This is a genomic window from Microcystis sp. 49638_E5, from assembly GCF_021300285.1.
Taxonomy (GTDB): domain Bacteria; phylum Cyanobacteriota; class Cyanobacteriia; order Cyanobacteriales; family Microcystaceae; genus Microcystis; species Microcystis aeruginosa_C.
Genome location: NZ_JAJTDH010000007.1, coordinates 52,448 through 64,886 on the forward strand (window position 1 = coordinate 52,448; position 12,439 = coordinate 64,886).

Annotated in this window: 10 protein-coding genes; 3 read left to right on the forward strand and 7 right to left on the reverse strand. The window is 41.5% G+C overall.

The window, feature by feature from the left end; genetic code table 11:
- Window positions 1-173 precede the first annotated feature (173 nt).
- Entirely contained in the window at window positions 174-2,378 is a 2,205-nt protein-coding gene (locus LW728_RS02795) for an NACHT domain-containing protein (RefSeq protein ID WP_287765084.1), read from the reverse strand.
- Between the two features lie 191 nt (window positions 2,379-2,569).
- Between LW728_RS02795 and LW728_RS02800 the strand changes: the two genes are divergently transcribed.
- Window positions 2,570-3,736: a cysteine desulfurase family protein gene (locus LW728_RS02800; RefSeq protein WP_002801005.1), complete on the forward strand. Its 1,167-nt coding sequence runs from the start codon at window positions 2,570-2,572 to the stop codon at window positions 3,734-3,736.
- 1 nt (window position 3,737) lies between these two features.
- On the opposite strand, the gene LW728_RS02805 is transcribed toward LW728_RS02800, so the two are convergent.
- A complete protein-coding gene (locus tag LW728_RS02805) occupies window positions 3,738-3,935 on the reverse strand; it encodes a hypothetical protein (protein ID WP_002801007.1) in 198 nt (65 codons plus the stop codon).
- Window positions 3,936-4,301: 366 nt separating this feature from the next.
- Here LW728_RS02805 and LW728_RS02810 point away from each other — a divergent pair, with 366 nt between their 5' ends.
- Window positions 4,302-5,243, forward strand: a complete 942-nt coding sequence (locus LW728_RS02810) for a TIGR04168 family protein (protein ID WP_287765087.1) — start codon at window positions 4,302-4,304, stop codon at window positions 5,241-5,243.
- Between the two features lie 185 nt (window positions 5,244-5,428).
- Here LW728_RS02810 and LW728_RS02815 read toward each other — a convergent pair whose 3' ends face one another.
- The 5 genes from LW728_RS02815 to LW728_RS02835 all read right to left on the reverse strand — a co-directional run bounded on the left by LW728_RS02815 (window position 5,429) and on the right by LW728_RS02835 (window position 11,787).
- Window positions 5,429-6,370, reverse strand: a complete 942-nt coding sequence (locus tag LW728_RS02815; RefSeq protein ID WP_287765133.1) for a hypothetical protein — start codon at window positions 6,368-6,370, stop codon at window positions 5,429-5,431.
- A 296-nt stretch (window positions 6,371-6,666) separates the two neighbouring features.
- Window positions 6,667-7,209, reverse strand: coding sequence for an NUDIX hydrolase (locus tag LW728_RS02820; RefSeq protein WP_287765089.1), 543 nt, complete (start codon window positions 7,207-7,209; stop codon window positions 6,667-6,669).
- A gap of 572 nt (window positions 7,210-7,781) precedes the next feature.
- A complete protein-coding gene (locus tag LW728_RS02825; RefSeq protein ID WP_287765091.1) occupies window positions 7,782-9,356 on the reverse strand; it encodes an SUMF1/EgtB/PvdO family nonheme iron enzyme in 1,575 nt (524 codons plus the stop codon).
- 579 nt (window positions 9,357-9,935) lie between these two features.
- Window positions 9,936-11,108, reverse strand: coding sequence for a CBS domain-containing protein (locus LW728_RS02830; protein WP_287765093.1), 1,173 nt, complete (start codon window positions 11,106-11,108; stop codon window positions 9,936-9,938).
- A gap of 238 nt (window positions 11,109-11,346) precedes the next feature.
- Window positions 11,347-11,787, reverse strand: a complete 441-nt coding sequence (locus tag LW728_RS02835; protein ID WP_334311557.1) for a recombinase family protein — start codon at window positions 11,785-11,787, stop codon at window positions 11,347-11,349.
- A 274-nt stretch (window positions 11,788-12,061) separates the two neighbouring features.
- On the opposite strand from LW728_RS02835, the gene trxA reads away from it, so the two are divergent.
- Window positions 12,062-12,385, forward strand: a complete 324-nt coding sequence (gene trxA, locus LW728_RS02840) for a thioredoxin (protein ID WP_287765095.1) — start codon at window positions 12,062-12,064, stop codon at window positions 12,383-12,385.
- The last annotated feature ends 54 nt before the right edge of the window (window positions 12,386-12,439 follow it).

The window sequence follows — 12,439 nt, forward strand, 5'->3', positions numbered from 1 at the left end:
TGTTGAAGTCAGTCAGGAAGCGGGAGTTTCAGGCTTTGTTGTCCTCTTTTTGCACTAATTTGTGTTCTATAAAAATGGTAATGCAAGGTTTTTGAAGCTCCCAATCCTCCTAGTGTTAATATTCGCTAATCTCATGCAATTGGAAAGGCAAGATTTGAGAAAAAAAGTAGAAGTTAAGGAACGCGGAGCATTCGTTCTTCGATTTCTTGCCAGACGGTAGGGGAAATATTAACAGCCACTTTTTGGCATTCGAGAATCCGGCGATTAATATAAAAATAATGCTCGTCTATTTCGCGAATTTCGTCGGTGGATAAATTAAGTAATTCAGGCGTTAAATTAAAAGCAGTATTCCACATTTTCAAGAATTGATCAGCAAATTCTTCATGTTGTTTTTTACTTGCTTTATCATCAGGAATAATTTGTTTGAAAGCCTCTAAATCAGCGCTTAATTGGGAAAAATTAACCTTAGAAACAATTCGATACTGAGCCAATAAGTTAACTAACTGGACAAACTCATCAATGTTGGCGACGGCGATGCTGTTGGTGATGGTGATGGTGATGCCGTAGGCGAACTCGTGGGCATAGGCTTTGGCGATCTTCTGGGCGTTGGAGATGAAGCGGATGGAGATGATGGTATGATTATGATGATCATGACCATCGTTCTTCATGGAGAAGGTCTCGTAAAAATTGGAGTGGGCGATGGAGGAGATGGTGTCGAGGCAGTCGGCGATGGAGATGACGTTGGCGTTGGCGTTGGCGGCGATGACGAGCCAATTGGCGATCGCTCTTCTTCCTACAGGTTTAATCGAACTATCAACAGAATCTTTAGTCATCTCATCTGCCCATTGCAAAATCGGCACTAATTTTTGACCGAGGGGCGTTTTAAGATAATTATGGGCTTCTTTCTCCATTGCTAATAACAATTTATCGGCTTTCCCTCGCATCAAACCCGCCACTAACAAAAAAACCTCTTGCCAACGAGTTTCTGTTACATAATTCTTAACTGTTTCTTCAATCAAATCATTATCATAGATATACTGAGCCGTCAGGTATTCCTGAAGGGTTAAATGAGAAAAAGAATAGATATCTCTCGCCCGCTCTACTAAAATTCCCTGTTCAATTTCAATGGTTTTTAATACTTTTTCTCCGTCTAGATGTTGCGGAGCATTTAAGTTTTGTTTAAGGTGATCTTTAATTTGCTTAACAACTTCTCGTTTTTCTAGAAAAAGTTTATCTGCTACAAAATTCTGATAAGCAATTTCAGATAGCAAAATTTCTTCTTGCTCAATACTGAGATTTTCATAAACTAAACCGCGATTAGGTAAACGTTTTTCGGCTGACCATTTTTCCAATAAAATTCGTAACGCATCTTGATAAAGGCGACTGCGATTTGTGGGAAAAGATTGATTTTCATCATAAACCAAACACAAAAAAGTCAACAATAACGGTGTATGAGCTAACTCTTTTGCACTTTTATACTCCTCCTTTTGCAACAGTTCCCAACAATTTTTAGCCGTCTCATTTTTCCGATCTAATTCCGAACTAAACCAATGTTCAATAAAACTTTGAATTTGCTGATCATCAAATTCGACAATTTCAATATCGGTAAATCGTCGAAGATGAGTTCTAGCAGCAGTGCGACAGGAGAGAATAAAACGATTTTTATAATGCCTATCTACAAAATCTTTAATTTTCTCGATTACATTATTCACATTAGCTGTTGGCACTTCATCCAAACCATCTAATAAAATTAGTAATTCCCCTTTTTCTAGTTTATTGCTAATATTTTTTTCCACGTTGGGAAAACCACAGATTTTAAACTCCTCTTCAATTAATGCCTGAATATTAATCTCGTTTTCTTTAAAGTTTTTCAACTCCAGTAAAACAGGTGTTAGAGGATGCTGATAACTGTCTTTATTTCCCTTGAGAGCTTCTAAACCAACTTTTCGCAAAAATGTAGATTTACCAATACCAGGATCACCAAGTACCATTAAATATTGTTCTTGATTAGCCAAAAGTAAACCATCTTTTTTACCATCATCCCTAAAGTTAAACCGTCGCTGCTTACTCTCACGGTATTTATTTTCTAAATTTTCATCATAATAATCCCTGACTAAATTCCCCAAACATTTGACATTAACATAAATTGACTCCAAATCCATAGGCTTAGACATTTTTAAAACCTTAATCATGCCGTGCCGATCCCAGTAACGTTGAGTATATTCCCGTAAAAAAAGATACTTTCCCTCTTTGAAAAGCTGTCCGACATCTTTATTCAATAACTCATTTTTATTAATACCCTCCCACCCCGATTTAATCATTTGGCCAATAAAATTATTAGTCAATGCCGTTACAATGGTTGTTTCAATTCCTGTCATAACTTAACCCCTGTAAACCCTCTGAAGTTCAGTATAAGCCAGAAAGCGGGTTTCCCAACAACTCAGAAAGCGGGTTTTTCATCATCAACCCAGAAAGCGGGTTTCTTAAAGAAACCCGCTTTCTAATCTCTTAAACGGCTAAACTGAGAATAGCTGCCTTTCTTGACTCTCATTTCTCAGATTGTAAAATAATGCAAATTTATCTTGACTATAGTGCCACTACCCCCACTCATCCCCAAGTGATCGAGCGGGTTGCCACTATTCTCCGGCATCATTGGGGCAATCCCTCCAGTTTACACACTTGGGGACAGGATACGGCGACAGTCATCGAAATGGCCAGAGAAGAGGTAGCAGGGTTAATTAATGCCAATCCAGACCAGATTATCTTCACTTCTGGCGGCACGGAAGCCGATAATTTAGCGATTATCGGGGTTGCTCAACAGTATAACCGCCCCCGTCATATAATTATTTCTAGTGTGGAACATTCGGCGATCGCTGAACCCTGTAAACAATTAGAGCAGCAAGGTTGGCAAATTACTCGTCTTCCCGTCAATCGTCAAGGTAGGGTTAATCCTTTAGACCTAAAAGCCGCAATTCAAAGCGATACGGTCTTAATTTCCATTATTTACGGACAAAGTGAGGTGGGAACCCTACAACCGATTGAAGAATTGGGCAGCATTGCCAGAGAAAGGGGAGTTCTTTTTCACACCGATGCGGTGCAGGTGGCGGCAAGATGCGATATTGATGTGCGGAAACTGCCCGTAGATTTATTATCTCTTTCCAGCCATAAAATTTATGGAATGCAAGGATCGGGGGCTTTATACATCAGAGCCGGTGTTGATATTTTACCATTACTGCGGGGCGGTGGTCAGGAAAAAGGCCTGCGATCGGGAACCCCAGCCGTACCAGCGATCGCCGCTTTCGGTTTAGCGGCCGAATTAGCCCAAAAAGACTTAATTAGCGAAAAAATGCGTTTAATCGCCCTGCGAGATCGATTATTTGACCTCTTAGCCGATTATCCTTATCTGCTGCCCACGGGGGACCGATTCTATCGTTTACCCCACCACGTCAGCTTTATTGTCCGTCCGGACGATGACAGTCACATCACGGGAAAACAGCTAGTTCGTCAGCTTAATTTAGCAGGAATCGGCATTAGTTCCGGATCCGCCTGTCATAGTGGCAAACTTTCCCCTAGTCCAATTTTAAAAGCTATGGGCTACAGCGATCGAGAGGCACTAGCGGGAATTCGTTTAACCCTGGGAAGGGACACCAGCGCCGCCGATATCGATTGGACGGCTCTAGTATTAAAACAAGTGATCGATCGCTGTTTATCTGCTTTAATTGTTAGCAAGAGTTAGTTTATCCCTCAAATTGTCCTTCGATCAAGATAATTTCGCCAAAATCGGGAATCCATGCCACCCAACGGCCCTGATCCTGTTCACAGAGTAGTAGAGCTTCATCAAAGCTGTATGGAGAGGGAAGCATTCTGAGTTGTACCCATGTGTTTGCTTGGGGGCAAGTAACAACGGCAGTAGTGCGAGATTGTAGTAAGAACATACACAGATCACCCTGATAATTCTGTATCTAAATTTACAAAAAAACCGATGACTGTGGGTAACTTTGTTTGAAATCTTTACATCTCCAGAAAATTATCGGCTGCATCTCCTAATTTGTGACTTTACCTCACCTATAGGTCAGCAGCAGAAGTTATTCCAAGAGGGCGAATGCAATTCGCCCCTACAATAATATTATTGCGCCCAAAATTTCCTCTAGATATTTCGACCAAATTGAGCCGATTACGCCAATGACCGGCACTTTTTTGATTTCAAAAAAGCCTCAAGATATTATCCGACAAGGTTTTTAGATTTATTCGGCCAATCCTAGTTATGATCATTACTGGTACATGATAGTTAATAACTGGTAATGGTAAGTTCTTTCCCTCGCAGCTATAAAATCGCCGTCATCGGTGACGTTCACGACCAATGGGAAATAGAAGATAATTTAGCTTTAGAAGCTTTACAAGTGGATTTAGCCCTATTTGTCGGCGATTTTGGCAATGAATCCCTAGAAATTGTCGGTCGGATTGCCAGTTTGTCCTTACCAAAAGCCGTTATTCTCGGTAATCATGACGCTTGGTATAGCGCCACCCCCTGGGGACGAAAACAATGTCCCTACGATCGCGATAAAGAAGATCGTGTCACCGCTCAGTTAGAATTATTAGGGGTTGCCCATGTGGGTTACTCAAAACTAGACCTACCCAGTTTACAGCTTTCGATTGTTGGGGGTCGTCCCTTTACTTGGGGGGGATCCGAGTGGAAAAATGGAGAATTTTTGCAAGAACGCTATAATATCAGCAGTTTTGCCGAATCTACTGCCAAAATTATCGCTAATATTCAAGATACTGCCTATAATAACCTGATTTTTTTAGCTCACAATGGTCCGGCTGGACTAGGAAAGGAAGCGGAAGCTATCTGTGGTCGCGATTGGCAACCCTTGGGAGGGGACCACGGGGATCCGGATTTAGCAGCGGCCATCGAACAAGCACAGCTATTAGGAAAACAGGTTCCTCTCGTCAGTTTCGGTCATATGCACCACCGTCTCCGTCATACTACTTCCCGTTTACGCAATCCCGTGGTCACTTCCGAGATGGGAACTGTTTATCTAAATGCTGCGAGTGTCCCTCGCATTCTCCACTCCGATAGGGGTAAATCTCGCAATTTTTCCCTAGTCACTCTTGAAGAAGGTCTAGTCACAGAAGCATCTTTAATCTGGTTGAATGATAATTTCGAGATTATCAGTAATAGAAAACTTTATCACTCCGGAGCGTCAATCGATCGCCTATCTCCTCAATCTTGTTATTCTTAAGTTTTGAAAATAGACCTTTTCTTAATCTTATGCGGTACAACCACTAATATCAGTTATCAGATGTCAGGTTTCAGTTAACTGTTTACTGATAACTGAAAAAAAGCTCCCCAATTCATAATTTATAATTCATAATTCATAATTTATAATTCATAATTCATAATTTATAATTCATAATTCATAATTCCCTATAGATAGTTAAGTTTTTGAGCGAGTAGAGGTAAAGCAAGAGCGATAGCAACACTAACAATCATACCGATAAAAGCTTTCAAGGCATCCCCTAAAACCAATTTACCCGTGGCGGCTAAATTAGGGGTTTCTCTGGTTAAAGTCAGAGAAATTTCTCGACCTCCTAATAAACCTAAAAATACCCAAGTGGTACTCATGGGAATATGATTATAGCCAACAAAAAACAGTAAAATTAAGCCATAAATCAAGTTAATAATTGTTGCAGAACGCGGATCATGGGCGTTAGTTTTGCTAGTGACAATTTTCTCGATTTGACCACCATGATTAATAAAAATGATGGTTTGCAGGAGTAGCATAACTGTTAGAGATAAAACTAACCATGTTGCTGCTAACTTTCTGGGAAGATAGGCGAAAATATTAGCAAAATCTTGCATTAACCATTGACTCCAGAGAAACCCGGTGGATAACCACTGTAAAACCACCCAGATTTTTTGAGGTTCTTTATTAACTGTTTCTAGGAAAAAGTTTTCTAATCGATAAATAATTCGATAGATGACTAACCCCACTATAACAGCAAGAGCATAACCCCAAGCGGATTTAACTAACATTTCATCTAGAGATTGGGGAGCAAAAACTGTTAAAACTAAAAAGGTTGTACTCACGGGTATTCCCCAAGTGGTGAGAATTAAAATTGCTAAGGGAGGAACGATATAAATCCAAGTAAAATTTTCTGGTAAGGGAATCATTTCTAGTCGATTATAAGCCACATCTCCCTGATTAATGTACCAACCAGCGATAAAAATCGAGGCTAAGATTATACTGGAATACAGCCATAAAATCCACCAGGGACGTTCTTCATTGGCACTTAAAAAAGTCCCTAAAGTCTGTAGGGAATCGTTGGCAACGATTGCATAAGCTGATAGAATAAAGCCAGCAATCATAAAAAAATTACTCATAGACAGTGGGAATTATGAATTATGAATTATGAATTATGAATTATGAATTATGAATTATGAATTATGAATTATGAATTATGAATTATGAATTATGAATTATGAATTATGAATTATGAATTATGATGAATTATGAATTATGAATTATGAATTATGAATTATGAATTATGAATTATGAATTATGAATTATGAATTGGGGAGAATAAATAAAAATAATCTCCTGACAACTGGCTCCCGAAAACGAAAACTTCCTACCTACCTATTAATATAACCGCTATAACTCCTTAATTTTGCTTTAAAAAATCCCTCGCTAAATAGAAAGCAGCTAAACTACCAGAGACGGTAATTTCTTGGGGATTAATTTCCTGTAAAGGTCGAAGAATAACTTCAATTTCCTCGGTAACATCTAACTTTTGTTGACCGGTGGAAATAGCATTAAGAGCCAAAAAAATGTGAATTCTGTTAGTATCTTTAACGGGATTATCATACAAAACAGCTAGAGGTATTAGAGAATCACTTTGATAACCAGTTTCCTCCTCGAATTCTCGACGCGCTGCCGCAGTAATATTATCTTCACCCGCATCTACTGCTCCGGCGGGAAATTCCAATAAAATTTCCTTAACTCCGTGACGATATTGACGAACAAAAACCAATTGATTATCCCCAGTAACTGGAACAACTAACACAATTTCAGGACGAATATTAACAAAATAATCGTCGATAACTTGTCCAGAGGACAACTTCACCACGTCTTGACGGACTTGACACCAACGATTATGAAAAACTAGCTCAGATTTAATAATTTGCCATTTTTTTAAATTAGTCATCGACAATCCTGTTATAATTGCAGTGAAATTACTAAACTTTTTTCGCAGATAATTATAAGTAAGTAGGTAGGCGTTAAAAATTATCAGACACTCCCGTTATTAAGGGTAGGGTTGATTCATGAATCAACCCTACCTTATCAAGGAGGGATCGAACCTAAAATCCATTTTTAATTTAATTATAACCAGCTACTTAAGTGCTTCTAATTAAATTGCAGATAGATTTTGCTTTCGATTCCCCCTGCTATGGTTACTCGGCTCTCCTGTATCTATATAATAGACAAAACTTATCCGTTAGGTATTACCTTAATAAATTGAAAAAGTACGTTAAGTAACACATCTTACCACAAAAGCCAGCCTGATGGTGATTTCAGAGGACATAGTAAGACCAATGGCTTTTCAGAAAACGAGCTATTTCTAGAAATTGTGCTGATGCTGTTTCGTTAAGACAAAATTAGTTTGGCAAAAGCGAAAAGCTCCCCAGGACGCACCCTAGAAAATCTCAAAAAAAAATCGACCCACCTAGCGGCGGGAAAAAGAGAAAAAGGGTAAAAAGGGTAAAAAGGGAAAAAGGGTTATAGAGTCCTCCCAGCACCGCACACCACCCGAAAACCGAAGTCGTCGTCGGTGAGGCCGCGGCGGTTGTAGTTGCTGCGGTAAGCAGAACGGCAGTTATTTGGATCGTAGTACCAAGAACCGCCCCGCCGTATGCGATAATCATTATCATTATTATTTATCCAAGCACTGCCATCCGTCGGCGCTCCGATATAGTTATCATGCCAATCGTCTTCGCACCATTCCCAAACATTGCCACTCATGTCATAGAGTCCCCAAGCATTGGGTTTTTTCTGTCCCACAGGATGAGTTTTACTCTGAGAATTTGCGATATACCAAGCGTAATCTCCTAACTGACTAGCATCATCACCGAAATAATAGCGAGTAGTAGTCCCCGCACGACAAGCATATTCCCATTCCGCTTCCGTCGGTAGGCCATAGGTTTTCCCGGTTATTTGACTCAATTTCTGACAAAAGGCTTGAGCATCATCCCAACTAACCTTTTCTACCGGATTTTGCGGATTGTTTTGAAAGTGAGAGGGATTGGTTCCCATTACCGCTTCATATTGTGCCTGAGTCACTGGATATTTCCCGATCGCAAAACTGTTGACTTTAACTTGGTGTGGAGGCTTTTCATAATCACTATCAGGAGAACCCATGAGAAATTGACCTGCTGGTAAGCTCACCATCTCCAGTGTTACTCGATTGGGTAGTTTTTCGGTAAATGGAGTAGGTGAAACAGGCTTTTTGACTGCTGCCGGTGCTGGTGGAGGTGACGGGGGAGAATTCCATCCCACAGGTTGTAAGGCATTTAAAACCTGTTGTGCTGTCCATCTTTGTTTTCTATCTTTTTGCAAACACCCTTCAATAATCTGTTTAAACTCTTTCGGTAAACTGGGGATTTGTAGCTCACAATTCATCACCTTCGCCATTAACTGGTTAATATCATTATTAAACTTATAGGGAAGTTGATTAGTGGTCATTTCGATTAACATAATACCTAATGACCACAAATCCCAAGCTGATGAAATATCCCCCCTAAAGGCTTCGGGAGGCATATAAATAATTGTACCGCTATTGTGGACTGTTTGAGTGTGGCTTTTGTTATTTAAAGTTCTAATTAAGCCAAAATCTGCTAACTTGTATTGTTGATTAACCTTGAGGATATTACCCGGTTTTAAATCTCGATGGACTTTATTTTGTCCATGAAGATAATTTAAACCTTGGGCGACTTGAGCAGCAATATTTTTAATCTCACTTGATGATAAACCGCCTTTGGCAATGTGATTTTCTAGGCTACCCTGTGCCAATTCCATCACTAAATAAAGCATCTCCGTATTGAGAAAAGTAAATTCCCCCACCGAATAAGCCTTAATTAAATTAGAATGTTCTAACTTTCTGGCATTTGTTAATTCAATTAATTTATCATCGCTACTTTCGGGAATAACTTTAACAGCAACTTCTTGGACCGATGTATTTCTGACCATTTCACTAGCATGAAATACACCCCCAAAACCACCGGCACCGAGAAACTTATTAAGACGATAGGGGCCTATTTGTTGCCCTTCCAACATCTTCATCATTTGGTCTAGCATAATAATAACTCCTGAATTAATCAATTTTTACGTTGTGTAACTATCCTATTAAATGAGTGGTTATAATTATTAAATTGAAGATAGATTGTGCCTTTGATCCCCCCTTGATCCCCCCTTGATAAGGGGGGCGCAGATCCCCCCTTGATCCCCCCTTGATAAGGGGGGCGCAGATCCCCCCTTAATCCCCCCTTGATAAGGGGGGCGCAGATCCCCCCTTAATCCCCCCTTGATAAGGGGGGCGCCGATAGGCGGGAGGATATGAAAACTTTTAACACCTACCTACTTAGGTACTTATTAAAGTATAAGATAGATGTGCCTTTGATTGGGTGCATCTCATTTTTGTAAATCTACTAATTTGGAATTTTTCATGGGAAACTTTCTCCTAAAATTGGGCGTTACTTTCGGTTTTATCACTCAATCCAAGGAGCTTCTAGGTTCTGTGTGATAAGTTTAACTTACTCTATGATCGATCAATCTTTGTGTTCTTTGTGTCTTTGTGGTTCCTTCCACTCCCTCGCTAGGAGGAATGTATCTTAGAATACATTTTACCCACCAAACCTAAGAGATCCGAACAGCTTACTAAGAGCTAATTTCACGGCCGAGGTACTCAAGCTTATCTAGAACAGATTGAAGCAAAGATCGCCGCTGCTCGACGACAATATCTAAGTTAGCCAACATATACTTTACGTCTTTGTAGGCATTGTCCAGCAAGGCTAGTAATAATTCGCGATCGCCAGCGCTCTCTTTTTCTGATGGGGTGCGGGTCCGTTGGGGTAATAAGTCCGCCGGTGGAGAAGGAAGGGAGGGCGATCGCTCGGACTCTAGCTGTTGAATGGTTTGTTGTAAATTTTCAATCACCCCATACATTTCCATCGGGTCAAAAACCCTTAACAGACTGGTTTGTGTGACAATACCCAACCCCCGACCCCAGTTCCAAGAAACCACCAAACGCCCCACCCGCCGTTTTTGCATTTCCTGATGGGCCGTCCACAGGGAATCCTCGGGACTGAGGAGAAATAACGGCGTACTCATCACCGTCTGGGCCCTAGTTTTGTGCAGATCGATTTGAACTGCTTGAAACTGGACAAGATCTCGCTCTGTCACAATACCAACAGGGTAGTCATTGTCTTCGGAATTTCTCTGGGTGATCACCACACAACTGACACGATGTTCCGCCATTAACTGGGCCAATTGCAAGACTGTGGCGGTGAGTGGGGCCTGTACCACTTGACTGGTCATCACATCGGATACGCGACGAAACCGCAACAGATTGGCCGGACGCAATATCTGGCGAATACTTTCATGGGAAATCACCCCGATTAAGTGTCCTTGGTCATCGACAATCGGCAAATGGCGAATGCGGTAGCGCCGAAACAAAAACAGGGCAGCAAAAATGTCTTGAGCAGATTGCTGGGGCAACGTGATCAGGGGATGCACCATCACATCGGCAACGGTTGTCTCGGACAGGTTAATTCCTTGGGCGGTGAGTCGCACCACATCCCGTTCTGTCAAAATTCCTAATAACTCTTGCCCCTGCACCACCAGCAGACAGCTAACACGCGCTTCTCCGGCCGGAGGAGCTAGAGGAGATAGGTCATCGGTGAGCAAACACAGACGACTATGGGCCTGACCGATCATGGCGATCGCATCTGCCAGGGAAGTGGTTGGCGGCACCGTCAAGGGGTGGCGATTGATCGCCTTTTCCAGATCGGGGGCCCAACTCAGAGGTGTATCGAGGGACATCAGCACCATCCTGCAATCGCAAAGGCCAAGATAGACAGAACAGCCACTGGGCAAAGAACCCAGACTCTCAGAGTTGCCAAAACCCGTTCTAAAACTATCTCAAAGTGTAGCGTCATTTAACTTTTTCCTAAAAGATGTAACGTTTTGTTACAATTTTTATTAAACTCGTAAAGATTTTAGACCCACTTCGGTGTATCATAGAGGGATGTAACAGGTTAAAGCCTGAAACTTTTTATTTAGGGGTTATTCAGCCTCTAATGGTTTCAGGGGCGGCATCACCAGACGCTGGGGTGAGTACTTCCGGGTTCTGGTCGGCCTGAAGGGTTACTCCGGAAATTCTGGACACCTTTCCATAAAGTCGATCCAGCACCCGCTTTACGGAAATACGCTGCCATGGTAGACCGCGTTTGGTGGTGTAGCCCTGTTCATTAAGCCAATCGGCGATCTTCTGCAAGGATTTCCCTGATTTGTGATGACGGCGAATCAGTTCAATGACCCGGCACTCTTCCGGATCATCCACTAATTCCCCATCGATCGATCGTTGTCCAAAGGCAGGGGAGCCGTAGCCCGCATAACCACCGTTGCTTGCTTTTGCTTGTCTGCCTTGTTCTAGCCGCTCCCAGGCAGATAAATCGTTGGAAGGGGTCGCTGTCATAGGGTATCTAAATGCAACAACTTGCAAAACCATATTATCGCAACTTAACGTCGCAAATTTGTTTTGATTGGGGGCAGCCGATGACGACTTACAAATTAAAACCCGCGCATGAGCAGGGACTAGATGTCACCATCGATGTCTGGGACAACCAAACTATAGACGATACCCCCGGGAGGCGGACAAAGTTAAAGGGTCAAAGGCCAAGCATTTTTAGATGAGGAGCGGTTCAAAGCTGAATTTATATTGTAAAACGCAGCGATCAGAGAATTTGTACTAAGTTACACAGCATCAATCTGGAGATATAAACATGGGTACGGCTACATTTATTCAAGATGAAACTGAATTTGATTCCCTCTTAAAGAGTGAATCTCTGTTGGTGGTAGATTGCACGGCAACCTGGTGTGGACCTTGCAAACTGGTGGCTCCGTTGATCGATCGATTGGCTGATGACTATCGCGATCGCGCCAAAGTCTTCAAACTTGACCTGGACAGTAACAAACCCGTGGCCAAACGCTTTGAAATTAAAAGTATTCCGGCTGTCATGGTATTTAAACAGGGGAAATTGATAGAAACATTAGTTGGGGTTAAACCCTATGAAGAATTTACGGCAGCCGTAGAACGACAATTATAGTCTTCCACTGTGAACAAACACTCTGGGCAAACGTCCGAAGTTGACCCTTTCCTT

Bases quoted from the DNA above. Each gene is read 5' to 3' on its own strand.
- LW728_RS02795 (WP_287765084.1), bottom strand. From the start codon at position 2,378: ATGACAGGAATTGAAACAACCATTGTAACGGCATTGACTAATAATTTT.
- LW728_RS02800 (WP_002801005.1), top strand. From the start codon at position 2,570: ATGCAAATTTATCTTGACTATAGTGCCACTACCCCCACTCATCCCCAA.
- LW728_RS02805 (WP_002801007.1), bottom strand. From the start codon at position 3,935: ATGTTCTTACTACAATCTCGCACTACTGCCGTTGTTACTTGCCCCCAA.
- LW728_RS02810 (WP_287765087.1), top strand. From the start codon at position 4,302: ATGGTAAGTTCTTTCCCTCGCAGCTATAAAATCGCCGTCATCGGTGAC.
- LW728_RS02815 (WP_287765133.1), bottom strand. From the start codon at position 6,370: ATGATTGCTGGCTTTATTCTATCAGCTTATGCAATCGTTGCCAACGAT.
- LW728_RS02820 (WP_287765089.1), bottom strand. From the start codon at position 7,209: ATGACTAATTTAAAAAAATGGCAAATTATTAAATCTGAGCTAGTTTTT.
- LW728_RS02825 (WP_287765091.1), bottom strand. From the start codon at position 9,356: ATGCTAGACCAAATGATGAAGATGTTGGAAGGGCAACAAATAGGCCCC.
- LW728_RS02830 (WP_287765093.1), bottom strand. From the start codon at position 11,108: ATGGTGCTGATGTCCCTCGATACACCTCTGAGTTGGGCCCCCGATCTG.
- LW728_RS02835 (WP_334311557.1), bottom strand. From the start codon at position 11,787: ATGGTTTTGCAAGTTGTTGCATTTAGATACCCTATGACAGCGACCCCT.
- trxA (WP_287765095.1), top strand. From the start codon at position 12,062: ATGGGTACGGCTACATTTATTCAAGATGAAACTGAATTTGATTCCCTC.